Here is a 16,989-nt window from a genome sequence, read left to right on the forward strand (position 1 = left end):
CTTCATTCATTTATAAATTATCTAGTTTCTTATCTGTAATGCATGAACCACTTCTTCTAATTTCATGCCTCGTGATGCCTTTACAAGGATTAAATCATCTTTCCCGATACGATTTTTTAATTCATTAATTAGGTGTTGTTTGTCTAGAAAAGATTGAACATTTTCTTCACCTAAAACCGCTTTTGCTCCTTCAGCAATATGGGCTCCTAACTGCCCATAAGTAAATAATTGATGCACAGCACCCTCTTGGATATATTCGCCAATACTTTGATGGTACTTAACTTCATCATCTCCTAGTTCTAACATATCACCTAGAACAAGATACTTGTTTTGAAATCCCTTTAATTGACTGACTAAATCAATTGCTGCTCTCATAGCTGTTGGACTTGCATTATAAGCATCATTTATAATTTTGGCTCCATGCATACCTTCTAGCATTTCCATACGCATATTCGTTACTTTCAATTGCTGTAATCCTGTTTTTATCTCAGAAAAACTAACACCTAATTCACGTGCTACTAAAATAGCCGCCATAGCGTTTAAGACATTATGGTTACCTAAAATAGGAAGTTTTAGTTCTTCTGGATACAAGTTTGATGTAAACGTTGTATAATCACTACCTGTTTCGATATCCAATGGATAAATAGTATTAAACTTCTCTTTACCGAAAGAAGCCATTTTTCCTTCTCTATTTACTAATCTTTCTTGAAGAAGTGGCTCATCACCATTGTAAACTAACAATCCCTCTTCTTTTAAACCGGAAACAATTTCAAGCTTCGCTTCAGCAATTGCTTCTCGAGAACCAAGATCTAATAAATGGGATTCTCCAATATTCGTAATAATTGCTAAGTCTGGTTCCGCAAGGTTTGATAATAATTCAATCTCCCCTTTACTACTCATCCCCATTTCGAGTACAACAACTTCCGTATCTTCTGGCATTGATAATATTGTTAAAGGTAGACCTAAATGATTGTTAAAGTTACCTTCCGTTTTATGGACTTTGTATTTTTGAGATAATAAGGATGCTGTCATATCTTTGGTAGTTGTTTTTCCATTGCTACCTGTAATGCCAATTACTTGAGGCGTTGTCTGATTCAAATATTGTTTAGCTAGTTGCTGAATCGCTGTTAATGTATCATCTACTAACAAAATCGGCAGGTGAACAGGTGGGTTCGGAACATCTTTTTGCCATAAAGCTGCTGCTGCACCGTTTTCTATAGCCTGTTCAACATACTTATGTCCATCTGAATTTTCACCTTTAAAAGGGATAAATAATTGCCCCTTTTCTATTTTTCGAGAATCGATCGTTACACCTTTTACATCCACATCTTGAAATTGGTCATTTTTCAAACCAATCATCACTGCAATTTGTTGTAATGTACGTTTAATCATCAAACTTCCTCCTAATAAGAAACCGTTAGCCGTACTATTATTATTTGTATAATCATTTAAATAGAGCAGAAGCGTATGTACTCGAAATTAGCTTCTGCTCAAAATTTATTACAGAAAGAGTGTCGTATTTTTAACAACACTCTTTCCTGTGTATATTCATCAAAGTATGTTATAGAGTATGCTTAATTTGCTGTTTCACTTCATAACGTTCTAATGCAAGGCTGATTAATTTTTCAATAAGCTCTGGATATTCTACTCCAGTTTCTTTCCATAGTAATGGGAACATACTGAATGGTGTAAATCCAGGCATTGTATTTACTTCATTAATATAAAATTCACCATCTTCTGTTAGAAAGAAATCTGCACGAACTAAACCTGCACAATCTAATGATTGAAAAGCCGTTACGGCTAACTCTTTCAACTCTTCATATTTTCCATCAGGTAATTCTGCAGGGATAACTAGACCTGTTGTGCCATCCTCATATTTTGCTTTATAGTCATAAAAAGCCACATCCTGAGGGATGATTTCACCAGCTACAGAACATTTCGGATCATCATTTCCAAGTACGCCAATTTCGATTTCTCTAGCTGTAACGCCTTCTTCAATAATAATTCTTCGATCATATTGGAAAGCTTCTGCAAAAGCAGCTTGTAATTCTGTTTTTGTATTACATTTGCTAATACCAACACTAGATCCTAAATTTGCTGGTTTAACAAAACAAGGGTAACCTAAATTTTGCTCAACTTTATCATATGCTACTTCAGGATTTTGCTCCCATTGTTTACGTGTAAACCAGACATAGTTCACTTGTGGTAGACCTGCTTGAGCAAAAATATTTTTCATGATAACTTTATCCATTCCAGCAGAAGAAGCTAGTACACCGTTACCTACATAAGGTAGATTTAATATTTCTAACATCCCTTGAACCGTTCCATCTTCTCCATTCGGACCATGTAAAAGTGGGAATATCACATCAAATTGACGTGCATTACGATCAGATTCTGCTGGAAATAAGCTTGTATTTAAACTAGCTGGAGTTGTAGCTTCTTCTGAAGTAAGTGCTAACTGTTGCACAGATTCAGCAGGTGCTGTTAATTGCTTACCTGTAATCCAAGCACCATCAGTTGTAATATAAATTGGATATATATCAAAATTTCTAAAATCTAATGCTTTCGTTACAGCTAGAGCTGTTTGCAATGATACTTTATGCTCCGCTGATTTTCCTCCATAAAGTAATCCTAATTTCATTTTCATGTATGATACCTCCATTACTCTTTCAGCCATTCTATTGTAACACTTTCTTTTTCATTCAAGTTAACAATATTGTGTTCACTTAACAAATTTGTAAGATCAACCATTTATATATTTTATGCCTATTTTCTAAATATGTACATTAACCTATATACGTGCAAGTTTCAATGACTTTTCTCATCATACAAGCTAATAAAAGATATTCAACTAGTACAAGAAATTCCTTTGATATATCAAGATAACAATATTCACCTTAAAATACTAACCATTCATTCTATTTTCTCTAATTCGTTATTTTGGTATAATATTCAGAATTATTTTTCTTTTTAAAAACACCTTAACTTTATTTCAATGTCATTGTATAATCCATGTAATAAATACAATTGTTTTTTTAAGGAGGACAAAATGAAAAAGTTCGGCTTACTACCAAGAATTATTCTTGCTATCGCTCTCGGTATCTTAATTGGATTAATTGCTCCTCAATGGTTAATTCGAGTTTTCGCTACATTTAATGGTATATTTGGAAATTTCTTAGGATTTGTAATCCCTCTCATTATTATTGGCTTCATTGCCCCAGGAATCGGAAGCATGGGAAAAGGTGCAGGTAAAATGTTAGGTATTACTACCGGATTTGCCTATTTATCAACAGTATTGGCAGGTTTGTTAGCGTTTGGTGCAGCAAAACTATTCTATCCAATCTTATTATCTAATCAAGCAAGTGCCAGCTTTGATAACCCCGAAGAAGCGTTATTAAGTGGCTTTTTCCAAATAGATATGCCTCCAATCATGGGAGTGATGAGCGCTCTACTACTTGCTTTTACAATTGGCCTTGGTCTAGCGGTTATTAAAGGAAATACACTTCAAAACGTTATGAATGACTTTAAAGAAATTGTAGAGAAAGTAATTAACGTCCTTATTATTCCCTTATTACCTATTCATATTTTCGGCATTTTCGCTAACATGACTCAAGGTGGACAAATTACTGCAATCATAAGCGTCTTTGCTAAAGTATTTATTATGATTATTGCTCTTCATTTTACAATGTTATTATTGCAATACACAGTCGCTGGAACACTATCAAAAAATAATCCTATCTCTATGTTAAAAGAAATGATGCCAGCATACTTTACAGCTTTAGGAACGCAATCTTCTGCTTCTACAATCCCTGTAACTCTTAAACACACAAAAAAATTAAGAGTAAAGGATCGTGTAGCAAATTTCTCAGTTCCGTTACTTGCTACTATTCACTTATCAGGTAGTACAATCACATTAGTTTGCTGTTCAATGGCTGTTATGTTAATTAATGGACAGTCAACTACTTTTGGTGAAATGTTCCCATTCATTCTTATGCTCGGTATTACTATGATAGCAGCACCAGGAGTACCAGGCGGCGCTGTAATGGCTGCACTTGGTTTGTTAGGTAGTATGTTAGGATTTACAGAAACAATGCTATCTTTAATGATTGCTTTATATCTGGCGCAAGATAGCTTTGGTACAGCATGCAATGTAACAGGAGATGGAGCAATTACTGCAATAGCTAATAAATTTGCACCTTCTGAGCAAGCTGAAATAGAAAAAGCTGCTTAGTATATAGAAACAAAAAGGCAGGAACACAATCATTCACATTGTGTTCCTGCCTTTTATTATTGTTATTTCAAAACAAGAGCCCATTCTCTTGTTTTCTTTATATATATAAGTTTTGCATCAGGTTCCATCATATTATTCGCAAGGTAATCATCAACCATTTCATCGACATCCATATGATCACCAATAATCCATAATGGGATTTCCATTCTTACTCGATTCTGTTCTACCTTTTCAAAAGAAAAAATAATTCCTTCTGCCATCAGTGGAGAAAGCCTGATAAAAATTTCTAAAGGGATATTTGGATATTCACTCTTCTTCCGCATACCAAGCCATGTTTTCTCCACTTTTAAAGAAATCATTTTATCTGGTAAAACGTTCCCTAGAAGCAAAAAGAATTGATCAATCGAACGAAAATACATTTTATTAAAGTAACCATCATTTTGTGAGAGATACGCATATTGATTATTTAACATTCTATAAAAAGGTGGACGCAAATGATTTTTACTATGGCTCAGATATAGTAATTCAGCTATTTCCTGTCCTTCTAATGCAGATAGAGCTGCCTCATCTTCAAAATCAATCCAACAAAAATCTTCGGATCGTTCCGCATGCCCCTTTATAAGCTTAGGCACATCCTCTTGATAAACAAACTCTAACTTCGTATGCATATTATACTCAGCATATTTATATTGATGTTTTAGCAAAAGAATATTTTGAATAGGCTTAGCAAGTGATTGATAAAAATCTTGAAACGTTATACCACTAGTTATTGCAAAACGTTCAGAAGCATGTAGATGTATATACAACAATTCCCTTGATTCATTTCTCAATTTAGTAAGCCTCCTAAACAAGTCCTTTAAGCTAAATATATGTAGATTTTTCACCTTTAAAACAAACCGTACGCTCCTATTTAGTAGGAAATGTAAACCTTAGTAAAGTATATCAAAATTCTTTTACGAACTAAAGGCAGTTACTTTACAAAATCATAACTTTCCTTTATTTTTATTATTTCTAGAATAATTATACAGAAAATTAAGATTTGCATAATTGTAAGAACTAGCATTAAATGGTAGCATAAGACATATCGGAACAAAAACATATAAATAAACAAATCTCAACTATTAAAGACAACAGGCTGAAGATAAAAGCTCTAATCTTCAAGAATATTTACCTGCTATTTAACTGTTATAGCTTCCCTAAACCTTGATCTCTTCTTCTAAAATTGGCTACAACATTTAAGTTCTAATATCAATAAGAAAGGTGCTACATGTCGTGAAGCGTCAAACCTTTTCAGAAAAATTCGACTGGACTCTCTGTCTCATTTTATTTCTTTTTCTATTAATTAGTGTATTTTCCATATATAGCGCACAAACTACTGGTCAATATCGTACCAACTTTGTATTCCTTCAAATTCGATGGTATATATTCGGAATCATTCTGCTAGCAATTGTTATGTATTTCGATCCTGATCAAATAAAGAAACTCTCTTGGTACCTATATGGTTTTGGAATCTTTTTACTTATCATGCTTGTTGTCATTCGATTTGCACTTCCTGGTACAATAGTTCCCGAAAGAAATGGCGCTTATAGCTGGTTTGTTCTTCCTATGCTCGGCGCAATACAGCCTTCTGAGTTTATGAAAACCTTTTTGATTTTAGCTTTGAGTCGAATGGCGGTAATTCATAATGAAAAAACCATTCATAAAACATTGAAAACAGATTTTATGTTACTACTTAAGCTTGGGGCTCTTACGGGAATTCCACTATTTTTAATAATGCTTCAGCCAGATCTAGGAACATCATTAGTAATTATGGCTATTTTCTTAGGGATTGTATTTGTCTCAGGCATCAGTTGGAAATTGCTTTTTCCTATTTTAGGTAGTGTCGCAGCAATTGGTTCTTTCTTAATATATTTAGTTTTATATTTTCCTGATTTATTAGAACGTTATTTAGGTGTTCAAAAATATCAATTCAATCGTATTTATGCTTGGCTAAAACCAGAAGAAGCATCAGGAGATATAAGTTATCATATTGAAAAATCATTAAGTGCAATAGGATCAGGAATGCTATCAGGAAAAGGATTTCAGGAACGGGTCGTTTACATTCCTGAAAGTCACTCGGATTCTATATTTAGTGTAATTGGTGAGGAATGGGGATTTATTGGGGGAAGTGTTGTCATCGGTTTATACTTCATCTTAATTTTTCATATCACCAAAATCGCTCTTTCAACCAAAAATCCTTTTATTTCTTATGCAAGTGCCGGTGTAATTAGTATGATTACCTTCCATGTTTTTCAAAATATAGGTATGGCTATACGAGTTCTCCCTATTACAGGTATTCCACTTCCATTTATCAGTTATGGAGGAAGTTCGTTAATGGGAAATATGCTAGCCATGGGGCTCATATTTAGCTTTCAATATTATAATAAAGGCTATATGTTCTCGAATAGAGAATACACCGTTTCATCAAGCTCATCTAAAGGTATAAAAGAAAGCCTATAAACAATTGGACAACAAATGTTCAAACCCCTCGATTCGTCGAGGGGTTCTTTAGTTAATCAAACGTTTGATTAATGAAACTACATTACATCTTTAAAGTTTAATTTTTTGTAGACGTAAGGCATTTAACACAACACTGACTGAACTAAAAGCCATTGCTGCTCCCGCTACCCAAGGAGCCAATAAGCCTAATGCGGCAATTGGTATTCCTAGCGTATTATAGCCTAGTGCCCAAAAAAGATTTTGTTTAATATTGCGAACCGTATATTTACTCATAGCAATTGCATCTGCAATGGAATTTAAATCACCTCTCATGAGAGTAATATCTGCTGCCTCCATTGCTACATCTGTACCTGTTCCGATTGCCATGCCGATGTCGGCTACTGCTAACGCAGGAGCATCATTTATTCCATCTCCAACCATCGCAACATGTTTACCCTTGTCTTGAAGTTTTTTCACTTCTGCAGCTTTTTGTTCTGGTAAAACTTCTGCAATTATATGTGTAATACCCGCTTCAGCACCAATTGATTGTGCAGTGCGTTCATTATCTCCAGTAATCATCCAAACCTCGATACCTAATTGTTTCAATCGAGAAATCGCTTCTTGAGACGATTGTTTAATCGTATCTGCTACAGCAATCATTCCAGCGTAGCTATTATTAATTGCCACTAACATGGCTGTCTTTCCATCTTCTTCAATACGTTGCATTGTTTGTAGTCCATTTTCTGGTACAATTACACCATATTTGTTCATTAGTTTTCTTGTACCTATTAACAACGTTTGTGAATGAACTATTGCTTCAATTCCATAACCAGGGACAGCCGTAAAAGAATCTGAATGAATAAGTGAAATCCCTCTATCCTGAACACCTTTAACAATCGCTTCTGCTAGCGGATGCTCTGAATTTTTTTCTGCCGATGCTATCAGCTGAAGAAATTCTTCCTCATTCCAGTTGCCTGCCGCTACTACATCAGTTAATACAGGTTTGCCATTTGTTACAGTCCCCGTTTTATCTAATAAGACCGTATCAATTTTATGCGTTTGCTCTAAATGTTCTCCACCTTTAAACAAGATACCATATTCAGCTGCTCTACCTGACCCTGCCATAATAGAAGTAGGTGTAGCCAACCCAAGCGCACAAGGACAAGCAATAACAAGAACAGCAATCATCTTTTCTAATGCCGCCTGGAAATTGCCCTGATCAACAAAGAAATACCAAATAATAAATGTAACAATCGCAATACCGACCACAATTGGCACAAACACACCTGATATTTTATCAGCTAGTCTCTGAATAGGTGCTTTTGAACCTTGTGCTTGCTCAACAACTTTAATAATTTGTGCTAAAGCTGTATCACTTCCAACCTTTGTAGCCTTTATTTTTAAGAAACCATTTTTATTTATCGTTGCTCCGATGACTGTATCCCCAACCACTTTATCGACTGGTACACTTTCACCTGTTAACATCGACTCATCAAGTACAGATTGACCCTCAATAATCACACCATCTACAGGCACTTTCTCACCAGGTTTTACAAATACGATATCATCCTGTACTACTTCCTCAAGGGCAATTTCTATCTCTTTTCCATCACGTTCTACCATAGCCGTTTTGGCCTGTAAGCCCATTAACTTTTTAATGGCTTCTGAGGAACGCCCCTTCGCTTTCGCTTCAAACAGCTTTCCTAAAAGTATTAATGTAATTAAAACCGCACTTGTCTCGTAATATAAAGAAATATTATGAACGTGTCCTCCAACTGCTTGAATACTTTGATACAAACTATAAAAATAGGCTGCTGAAGTTCCTAATACGACTAAAACATCCATATTTGCACTTTTGTTCCGTAATGCTTTAAATGCCCCAATATAAAACTGACTGCCAATAATAAATTGAATCGGTGTTGCTAAAGCAAACTGAAACCAAGGGTTCATCAGAATATCCGGCATATAGATCCAGCTTGTAAAGGAAAAGTGACCTACCATCGTATACAACAATGGCAATGCTAAAATAGCTGAAATGATAAACTTCCATTTTTGTTTTTCTATTGCTTTTTGTCGATGGTCGATGTGATCTTCTTTTTCATCTTGCTTTCTAATCGCACCGTAGCCTAGCTTCTCAACCTTAGCTATAATATCCTTTGATGACAATTCATTAGGATTGTATGTGACAGAAGCTGTCTCTAATGTCAGATTCACAGTAGCTTTCGAAACACCTTCCATTTTATTCAGGCCTTTTTCTATTCTTGCTGAACAAGCTGCACAGGTCATACCTGTAATCGTAAAATCATCAACCTCCATTTCCACTCCGTATCCGATATTTTCAATTTTCTGTTGAATATCCTCGGGCTTTACTTTATTTGGATCGTATGAAACTGTTGACTTTTCAATTGCTAAATTAACATTCGCTTTCTCTATCCCATCCATTTTATTTAAAACCTTTTCTATTCTTGCCGAGCACGCTGCACAAGTCATACCCGTAATTGTAAAGGTTGTTTCTTTTGTTTGATTACTCATAATCTTCACCCACCATACCCATATAGGGTATATTTTTATTCTAGAAAAACTCGGTTTTTAACACCGAGCTTTACCACCTTTATTCTACATCATAACCTTGATCATCAATCGTTTCCTTAATTGCTTCTAACGTTACTACCGAAGAATCAAATTCAACATCCACTTTACCATCATTTAAATGAACTTTAACAGATTGAACACCTGTAAGTTCACCAACGCTACCTTCGACAGCTTTTACACAATGTCCACATGACATGCCTTTTACATTTAATGTTGCTTTTTCCATGAATAATCTCTCCTTCTATTTTTTCATTAACTTTTGTATAGTAACCAAAACTTCATCTAATACTTCCATGTCACCTTCTTGAATTCGTTCAACTACACAGCTTTTCATATGTCCTTCAAGAAGTAACTTAGCTACACTATTTAGTGCAGATTGAGTGGCAGAAAGTTGAGTGATGATATCATCACAATACACATCTTTCTCAATCATCCCTTTAATCCCTCTTATTTGTCCTTCAACTCTATTCAAGCGGGTAACCAAATTCTTTTTAACTTTCTCAGAATGATGACTTCTACGATCTGAGTGATTGTGACAACAAGATTCATCCATCGTTACGTCATTAGAGTCCTCTTTTAACATATTTAGCCTCCCCTCACATTTAACTTACCATACCCCCCTATCCTATGTAAATAGGTTTACTTCATTTTTTTCCAAAATTTTATGTCAAAGTAGCAATTAAATTTTCTACCAGATTGCTGTACAATTTATACATATATCTTACATTACAAATCGAACGATTACGTTTTTAATAAAAGGAGATAATAATATGCTAACAATCTACTTCACACGTCATGGACAAACAGAATGGAATGTAGAACAACGATTACAAGGCTGGGGTAACGGTGAACTGACTGAGCTAGGAATTTCTGATGCCAAAAATTTAGCAACTCGTTTAAATGATACCCACATCGATAAAATATATGCGAGTACAAGTAAACGTGCTTATTTAACTGCCGAAATTGTAGAAAACAAACGTAATATCCCAATTATTAAAGATGATCTTTTCAGAGAAATGCACTTTGGAAGCTGGGACGGTGTTCTTCGTCAAGAAGTAATAGATAAAGATCCTGAAGGCTTTGATTGTTTCTGGGAAACACCTCACCTATTTAATCGTGAAGGACACGAAAGCTTTTATGACCTACAAGACCGTGTAAAAAAGGCCTTACAATTAATTTTGGATCAAAATCAAGAAGGAACAGTTTTAGTAGTAGCACACTCCATCTTCCTACGTATGATGTTTGCTATCATTAAAAACTTACCCGTTTCTGATATTTTCAAACAAAACCCTCCAGGAAACACAAGTTTAACGAAAGTCATTTATGATGGAAACTCGTTAGTAATTGAATACGAAGGCGATATGTCCCACGCGAAATAAGAAAAAACCGAAATCAACCGCGTTATACAGAAAGAAATAAATAGCCCTCTGGATATAGACAGTAACATACTTCTATATCCAAAGGGTTATTGTTTAGATAAGTTATTATACAGTTGTTTGACAGCTACTTGTCTCACTTTGATCAATAGTAGTTTTGCAGTGATTACAATAATACTGCATCGTAACTGGTTCTCCACATTCAGTATGAATTAATTTCTTATATGGACTATTCAAATGTTTGTATCCCCAGATCATAAACGCGTTCAAGACATGCTTCAAATCTGCACCACTCTCCGTTAAGATATATTCATATCTCGGCGGATGCGACTGATATAATCTACTTTCAATTAATCCATCATTCTCCAATCTTTTTAATCGATCGGACAATAGGTTAGTTGGAATACCATCAAGCCCCACTTGAATATCCTTAAAAGTAGAATGCCCCACTAATAATTCATGTAATATCAAAAGTGACCATTTATCTCCTACGATATTTAGTGTTTCAGCTATATTACATTTTAAGTTATATTGTTTTTTCATTTCCTTAGCTCTCCTAAAAGGATTTCTCTACCCTATGCTTTATTCCCAACAAACTTTCACTCAACTTATTGATTGATCGTTGGTGAAGAGATAGAATCCTTCAGATGGAAGGATTACTTTATTTGAGAAAATAAATCATTAAGTGCCTCACTCATAGTTGGATGTGTAAAGATATGATCTCTTAAAAAAGTATAATCTTGTCCAGTTTTCATTGCAATATCTACAATATTTATGATTTCACTAGACTCCGCACAAAGTAATGTGCAGCCGAGAATTTTATTACTTTCTTCATCTACGATGGCTTTCATTAAACCTTCTGTTTCATTAATTAAACGTGCTCTTGGTATGGCCGCTACAGGTAATTTCGCTACCTTAATTTTATAGCCTTTTTCAATAGCTTCTTCTTCACTTAGACCAACTCTTGAAAGTGGTGGATTAATAAAAACACTATAAGGAACATCTTTTCGATCTTCTATTTTTCTTTTCTTATTACCAAATAAGTCATCCTTAATAATTCTATAATCATCTAGAGAAATATACGTAAACTGCAGTCCGCCTTTTACATCACCAATTGCCCAAATATGAGGTATGTTGGTTCTCAACGTTTGATCTACTTTTATTGCTCCTCTTTCATCGATCCGAACTCCTGCTGCTTCTAAATTTAAATGAGCACTATTTGGTTTTCTTCCTGTTGCTAATAATATCGCATCTACCTGTAAATCTGCTTTTTCACCATCTACATCATAGGAAAGGATCGTTTCAGCTTGATGTTCTCTAATTTCCTTCCCCTTTGCATTCAGTTTAACTTGGATCTTGTTCTTCTCCAAACTATCCTTTACTAAATTAGCGATGTCTCTATCTTCTCTTGGAATAAATGTTGATGATCCTTCTATGACAGTAACCTCGGAACCAAAACGGCTATACATTGAGGCAAACTCTAATCCTATATAACCCCCACCAATGATTGCCAATCTTTTCGGAAGGTTATCTAACTCCATAATAGACGCACTTGTGTAAACATTTCTATTCTCTTTAAGTCCTTTAATTTCAGGAATAATCGTTTCAGCACCTGTATTAATAAATATCTTTTCACCATACAATGTAATAGTCTCATTCACAGTCTCAACTAGTACTTCATGATCGGATGTAAATGATGCTTCCCCTGTATATATAGTAACCGCTTCTTTTGTATCAAGATTATCATAATTTTTTTGCGTAATAACGAAATCAATTCGTCCTTATTTTTTATTGCATCCCGATAGTTTATCTCTTGTTCTTGAAAGTTCTGTAATCCTTTATTTTCAATTAATTTAGATTGATGTACGAGCGATTTAGTGGGGATACACCCAATATGCATGTTCCTCCATACATTTTCTTAGATCTCTCAACAACAGCCACATTCCAACCCCTTGAAGCGAATTCCGCCGCTAATGTTTTTCCGCCTTTTCCAAAACCAATAATAATCGCATCATATTTTTTCACAAGTAACTCCTCCTTATTGTTTTCTACATCGAAGTTTCCTTTTTTATCAAAATAGCACAGTAACTTTATTTTTAAAAGTAACTTTATAAAATAAAGTTACTTGTAAAATTAACCACTTGGTTCTTTAAATTCCGTATTGAAATCAAATAAATTTAGTTAAAAATGAGATAAAAAATTTCTATGTTTCTACTTTATATCCTTTCCTTTCATAAAAAAAACCTAATCAATCAAAATTTTGATTGATTAGGTTTTTTTTCAGTTCGAATTGGCACTTAAAATAAATAATTAATCAAAGAGCGTCTAGCTTTTTATTTTTCTAGCAACCCTATTAAGAAATATTTCGCCATCTTTTTCTTGGATAATTCTTTCCACTCGTTCTTATCAATGTGAAGAGTTGTCATAGGTGTAATGAATTTCGCATTAACAGTATCGACTTTACTAGGATTAGTTGCAATAAAGTTTCCAGCTTCTAACCCTTTAGCAACTTCTTGTTTACCATTGAAAGTAAGCCCAGTTTCAATCAACTTTTTCTCTACAGTTCCTTTTTGAGTCAGCTGATACACATATTGCTTTTTCTTATTTTTAAATGTAGCTGTTTTAGATATGACAGGTACATCTTTTACCTCGTCAACTACTACTGTTAAACGTAACTTTGCACCTGGCAAGAGCTTTTCGTCCGATTCATCCAGTTGAACCGTAAAAGGATAATTAGCTGTTTTCTTCACGCTAATTTTATCTTTTGGATAAGAAACTATTTGCTGAATGGACCCGTTATACTTTTTATCATGTAATGATGAATACATGGAAACCTTTTGATTAATAGCTGCTTCCTTCATCTGCTTCTCGGATAGAACACCTTCTACCGCAACAGTCTTGGAAGCTATCGTTATAACAGGATTTTGAATGTCTCTATTAATAGAGATTACTTGACCAGCTACATCGCTATTTACCGTTACTTCACTTAATTTATCTGTATTTCTTGATAAATCCGCTTCACGTTTCACTAGTTTCGCCTCTAGCTTACCAATCTCACTTTGTGCTTCAGCTATCGCTTTTTCGATGTCACCTTCTATAACGTTTGTTACATGTACATCTACTTGAACTTTCGTATCTTTGTCACTAGATGTAGTACTATTATTAGATGACGTAGAATTAATTTTTTCTAAATCACTTATTTGGTCTTCTATGCTTTCTATCTCACTTTTGATTTGGGTTATTTCCGCCTCAATATCAGCTTTCTCTTCCTCTAACGCCTTAGAACCATATGTAAATAATGCTGTACCTACAGAAACCATATCCCCTTCTTTTACTTGAAATGAAGCAAATGGACCTTGGTTCTCATCATAGAAAAAGGAATGCTCTTCTTCTGGTTTTACGACGCCTTCCGTTTTAAATGTCTTTTTTACATCATCATTTTTTACACTTGTCCAATCGGCTATGTAGGCAGTTTTGTTTGCTTTACTATCTTCTTTAATGAGGAGAAAAAGATTACAGCCAACAAAGGCGATGACAATAGCTACAATGGTATATATTTTCCACTTTTTCAAGCTTCTCCTTCCTCCTTAAAAAAAGACTCCGATTTTTATATAAGATAGTAAACTTGCTATTAACCAACAAAAAATAAAAAATCCAAGAACAATAGACAGAATTACTTTTTTACTTTTTTCCGTTAAATGATTCAAATAATGTACAACTATCGTAATCATTAACATTTGAAATATAGTAATTTGACTAAAAAAATCAACAATTAATTCTTTATTCGTTATATATTGAACGATTACACCAAGCGAAAATGGGTTCGATGCTTCATCAATATGCAAAAGAAGAAATAAAGGTATTTGAATGATTTTTTCCAATAAAAATACACAAAAGACAGACATTTGAACGATAACAAGTTGTTGAAAGGAAATGTTTACAAAGCTCCAATAATATAGCGAGCTTAAAAACAAAAAAATAGCTGGTATAATCATACCTAGTAGCAATCTACCTAAAAAGAATAATTGCTTTCTCGTTTCAAATTCTTCACTACTTAAACTCGTCATTTCCTTAGACAAAGATTCTGTTCCAATACCAAATGCAGCGCTTATACCATACACACAAATGCTCAATAAAAAAAAGAACGCTATGTATCTTTTATAACCTTTAAACGCTTCTGCTTCTGATAACTGATAACGATAGTTAACTGGTCTAAAGATTCCTTTCAAAGGTTGAACACGGAAGATCATTTTCTTTCCTCCAATTAATTATTAGCACCTTTAGATTGTCTTCTACAAAAAGTGACTCAAATTTTATTTTATACTAAAACAACTCAAATGTTTACTAATTACTAACATTCTTTATATTTAATATACATTTTTTTCACAATTCTTTTTCATTTATTATACTTCCATGTGTGCTGTTACTTTTTCCAATCCCCCAAATGTACTTTACGCAACTATTATCTTCAAAAAAACGCTGAATGAAAAGAGGATTTTTCATTCAGCATTTATCATTAAAATAAACCAATCGTATCTAAAAATACGACAATAATCACTATAGGAATAATGTATCTCATTATATAGAACCATACATTAAAAGCTTTCTTACCCCATTTCGATTGCTCTAATAACTCTGCCTGTAAAATATTCTTTTTCATTTTAAGAGGTACGAAAATAGAAATTAAAAATGCACCTAACGGCATAAGAATGTTACTAACTAAATAATCCGCGGCATCAAAAATACTTTTTGAAAATATCGTTACATCACTCAAAATACTATATGATAAAGCAGATGGAACTCCCACAACGAATATTAACATTCCCACAATCACTGCATATTTAGGTCTTTGTTTCTCTTTTCCTTTTACTAATGAAGCAACAATGATTTCTAAAATTGAAAAGGCAGATGTTAAAGTCGCAAATAAGAATAAAGCAAGGAAACATAATAAGAAAAATTCACCAAAAACAATTTGATCAAATACAGTTGGTAAAACGACGAATAATAATCCTGGTCCTTCTGCTGGTTCTAATCCAAAGGAAAATACTGCTGGGAATATTGCTAGACCAGCCAATAACGCAATGATTAAATTCATTGAAACAATTGAGATAGCAGGTTGAATTAGATTAGATTTTCTCGGTAAATAGGAACTGTATGTTACCATTACAGACACCCCTACACTTAAAGAGAAAAACGATTGCCCAAGTGCGAATAAAACGCTCTCTGATTTTATATGTGAAAAGTCTGGCGCTAAGAAGAATTTCACGCCATCCGTCGCATGATCCAACGTTAAAGAACGAACGATAAGGACAATAAATAAGATAAACAAGGCAGGCATCAATATTTTTGATGCTTTTTCAATACCTTCTTGTATCCCTTTAGCAACTACGAAAATAGTAATTGCCAAAAATGCTCCTTGAGCTACTATTGTTAAGACAGGACTACTAATTGTGCTATTGAATAACTCACTATAGTTGGCTGAGTTCTCTACTACTCCTCCAAATAATCCTTTTACGAGATAGATAACTATCCATCCACCAATTACACTATAAAAGGATAGCAATAAAAAGCATGTTACAACACCTAGTTTACCGATCCAATGCCATTTCGTGTTTGGAGCTATTGTTCGATACGCACTGATTGCTTCTTTTTGTGTACTTTTACCAATAACAAATTCAGCTAAAAGAAGCGGAAATCCTATAAGCAAGGAAAATAATATAAATAGAAAGAAAAATGCTCCTCCACCACTTGTTCCTGTAACATAAGGTAGCTTCCAAATAGCTCCTATACCTATAGCCGAGCCAGCAGCAGCTAATATAAAGCCGAGCTTTGACGACCATTGTGCTTGTTTCTTCATACGATCATTCCTATCTATGTTGTATAGTTATACTTCATTTAACATAAGCACAGTGGCTTTTCTTTTATACTTTTGTCAAACAAAAAAAGCCACATCTCTATCAAAACGATAGGGACGTGGCTTATCACGCGGTACCACCCTAATTGGAAACGTCATACTTGTTTCCCACTTCAAAAAAATAACGGTTTTTTCCGTCTTTATGCCGCGAGCCTAGGATGCAACATAAAGAGAGCTCCAAGAATGAAATTCACCTAATCTTTGTATCAGTTTTCACCAACCACTGATTCTCTAATAACAGGGAGACCGGCTTAATATGTTCTCTTCTTTGCCCATACTTACTATTTTTAATAATACTCGAAATTATATTACGATAACTCCAAAACGTCAATAGTGTATTTATTATAACTATTTTGTCTATATGATGTGAAAATATACATATCAGCGTTTATACCTTC

General features: G+C 34.1%; 15 protein-coding genes and 1 other annotated feature. Of the genes, 3 read left to right on the forward strand and 12 right to left on the reverse strand.

Going from position 1 to position 16,989, the window contains the following annotated elements; all coding sequences use genetic code 11:
• Positions 1-21 precede the first annotated feature (21 nt).
• Both BN349_RS20260 and BN349_RS20265 read right to left on the reverse strand, forming a co-directional pair.
• Positions 22-1,392 (reverse strand): UDP-N-acetylmuramoyl-tripeptide--D-alanyl-D-alanine ligase, encoded by a 1,371-nt coding sequence (locus BN349_RS20260; protein WP_019244137.1) that lies wholly within the window; start codon positions 1,390-1,392, stop codon positions 22-24.
• Between the two features lie 169 nt (positions 1,393-1,561).
• Positions 1,562-2,647 carry a D-alanine--D-alanine ligase gene (locus BN349_RS20265; RefSeq protein WP_019244138.1) on the reverse strand — a complete coding sequence of 362 codons (1,086 nt, stop codon included), beginning with the start codon at positions 2,645-2,647 and terminating at the stop codon, positions 1,562-1,564.
• A 402-nt stretch (positions 2,648-3,049) separates the two neighbouring features.
• Here BN349_RS20265 and BN349_RS20270 point away from each other — a divergent pair, with 402 nt between their 5' ends.
• The gene (locus BN349_RS20270; protein WP_019244139.1) at positions 3,050-4,231 is read left to right on the forward strand and encodes a dicarboxylate/amino acid:cation symporter; all 1,182 of its coding nucleotides are present in this window, start codon (positions 3,050-3,052) and stop codon (positions 4,229-4,231) included.
• 62 nt (positions 4,232-4,293) lie between these two features.
• Here BN349_RS20270 and BN349_RS20275 read toward each other — a convergent pair whose 3' ends face one another.
• Positions 4,294-5,061, reverse strand: coding sequence for a hypothetical protein (locus BN349_RS20275; protein ID WP_019244140.1), 768 nt, complete (start codon positions 5,059-5,061; stop codon positions 4,294-4,296).
• 442 nt (positions 5,062-5,503) lie between these two features.
• On the opposite strand from BN349_RS20275, the gene BN349_RS24430 reads away from it, so the two are divergent.
• A complete protein-coding gene (locus BN349_RS24430) occupies positions 5,504-6,730 on the forward strand; it encodes an FtsW/RodA/SpoVE family cell cycle protein (RefSeq protein ID WP_019244141.1) in 1,227 nt (408 codons plus the stop codon).
• Between the two features lie 90 nt (positions 6,731-6,820).
• Here the strand turns inward: BN349_RS24430 and BN349_RS20285 are convergent, their stop codons facing one another.
• From BN349_RS20285 to BN349_RS20295, 3 genes are all read right to left on the reverse strand, one after another.
• The gene (locus BN349_RS20285; protein WP_019244142.1) at positions 6,821-9,241 is read right to left on the reverse strand and encodes a heavy metal translocating P-type ATPase; all 2,421 of its coding nucleotides are present in this window, start codon (positions 9,239-9,241) and stop codon (positions 6,821-6,823) included.
• 79 nt (positions 9,242-9,320) lie between these two features.
• A complete protein-coding gene (gene copZ / locus BN349_RS20290) occupies positions 9,321-9,527 on the reverse strand; it encodes a copper chaperone CopZ (RefSeq protein WP_019244143.1) in 207 nt (68 codons plus the stop codon).
• Positions 9,528-9,542: 15 nt separating this feature from the next.
• Positions 9,543-9,884, reverse strand: a complete 342-nt coding sequence (locus BN349_RS20295) for a metal-sensitive transcriptional regulator (RefSeq protein WP_019244144.1) — start codon at positions 9,882-9,884, stop codon at positions 9,543-9,545.
• A gap of 187 nt (positions 9,885-10,071) precedes the next feature.
• Here BN349_RS20295 and BN349_RS20300 point away from each other — a divergent pair, with 187 nt between their 5' ends.
• Positions 10,072-10,680 carry a histidine phosphatase family protein gene (locus BN349_RS20300; protein ID WP_019244145.1) on the forward strand — a complete coding sequence of 203 codons (609 nt, stop codon included), beginning with the start codon at positions 10,072-10,074 and terminating at the stop codon, positions 10,678-10,680.
• A gap of 105 nt (positions 10,681-10,785) precedes the next feature.
• Here the strand turns inward: BN349_RS20300 and BN349_RS20305 are convergent, their stop codons facing one another.
• From BN349_RS20305 to BN349_RS20325, 6 genes are all read right to left on the reverse strand, one after another.
• Positions 10,786-11,220, reverse strand: coding sequence for a winged helix-turn-helix transcriptional regulator (locus BN349_RS20305; protein WP_019244146.1), 435 nt, complete (start codon positions 11,218-11,220; stop codon positions 10,786-10,788).
• A 113-nt stretch (positions 11,221-11,333) separates the two neighbouring features.
• Positions 11,334-12,452 carry an FAD-dependent oxidoreductase gene (locus tag BN349_RS24435; protein ID WP_332306690.1) on the reverse strand — a complete coding sequence of 373 codons (1,119 nt, stop codon included), beginning with the start codon at positions 12,450-12,452 and terminating at the stop codon, positions 11,334-11,336.
• A gap of 73 nt (positions 12,453-12,525) precedes the next feature.
• Positions 12,526-12,702, reverse strand: a complete 177-nt coding sequence (locus BN349_RS26485) for a hypothetical protein (protein ID WP_232423583.1) — start codon at positions 12,700-12,702, stop codon at positions 12,526-12,528.
• A 308-nt stretch (positions 12,703-13,010) separates the two neighbouring features.
• On the reverse strand, positions 13,011-14,249 hold the full coding sequence (locus tag BN349_RS20315; protein WP_019244147.1) for an efflux RND transporter periplasmic adaptor subunit: 1,239 nt from the start codon (positions 14,247-14,249) through the stop codon (positions 13,011-13,013).
• 15 nt (positions 14,250-14,264) lie between these two features.
• Positions 14,265-14,927: a hypothetical protein gene (locus BN349_RS20320; RefSeq protein WP_019244148.1), complete on the reverse strand. Its 663-nt coding sequence runs from the start codon at positions 14,925-14,927 to the stop codon at positions 14,265-14,267.
• Between the two features lie 266 nt (positions 14,928-15,193).
• Positions 15,194-16,534 carry a sodium-dependent transporter gene (locus tag BN349_RS20325; protein WP_019244149.1) on the reverse strand — a complete coding sequence of 447 codons (1,341 nt, stop codon included), beginning with the start codon at positions 16,532-16,534 and terminating at the stop codon, positions 15,194-15,196.
• Between the two features lie 107 nt (positions 16,535-16,641).
• Positions 16,642-16,869, reverse strand: a binding site (T-box leader).
• Positions 16,870-16,989: the final 120 nt, after the last annotated feature.

Source organism: Bacillus sp. AP8 (assembly GCF_000321185.1).
GTDB classification, from domain to species: Bacteria; Bacillota; Bacilli; order Bacillales; family DSM-1321; genus Bacillus_AD; species Bacillus_AD massilioanorexius.

Bases quoted from the DNA above. Each gene is read 5' to 3' on its own strand.
- BN349_RS20305 (WP_019244146.1), bottom strand. From the start codon at position 11,220: ATGAAAAAACAATATAACTTAAAATGTAATATAGCTGAAACACTAAAT.
- BN349_RS20325 (WP_019244149.1), bottom strand. From the start codon at position 16,534: ATGAAGAAACAAGCACAATGGTCGTCAAAGCTCGGCTTTATATTAGCT.
- BN349_RS20270 (WP_019244139.1), top strand. From the start codon at position 3,050: ATGAAAAAGTTCGGCTTACTACCAAGAATTATTCTTGCTATCGCTCTC.
- BN349_RS20300 (WP_019244145.1), top strand. From the start codon at position 10,072: ATGCTAACAATCTACTTCACACGTCATGGACAAACAGAATGGAATGTA.
- BN349_RS20285 (WP_019244142.1), bottom strand. From the start codon at position 9,241: ATGAGTAATCAAACAAAAGAAACAACCTTTACAATTACGGGTATGACT.
- BN349_RS20295 (WP_019244144.1), bottom strand. From the start codon at position 9,884: ATGTTAAAAGAGGACTCTAATGACGTAACGATGGATGAATCTTGTTGT.
- BN349_RS20265 (WP_019244138.1), bottom strand. From the start codon at position 2,647: ATGAAAATGAAATTAGGATTACTTTATGGAGGAAAATCAGCGGAGCAT.
- BN349_RS20260 (WP_019244137.1), bottom strand. From the start codon at position 1,392: ATGATTAAACGTACATTACAACAAATTGCAGTGATGATTGGTTTGAAA.
- copZ (WP_019244143.1), bottom strand. From the start codon at position 9,527: ATGGAAAAAGCAACATTAAATGTAAAAGGCATGTCATGTGGACATTGT.
- BN349_RS20320 (WP_019244148.1), bottom strand. From the start codon at position 14,927: ATGATCTTCCGTGTTCAACCTTTGAAAGGAATCTTTAGACCAGTTAAC.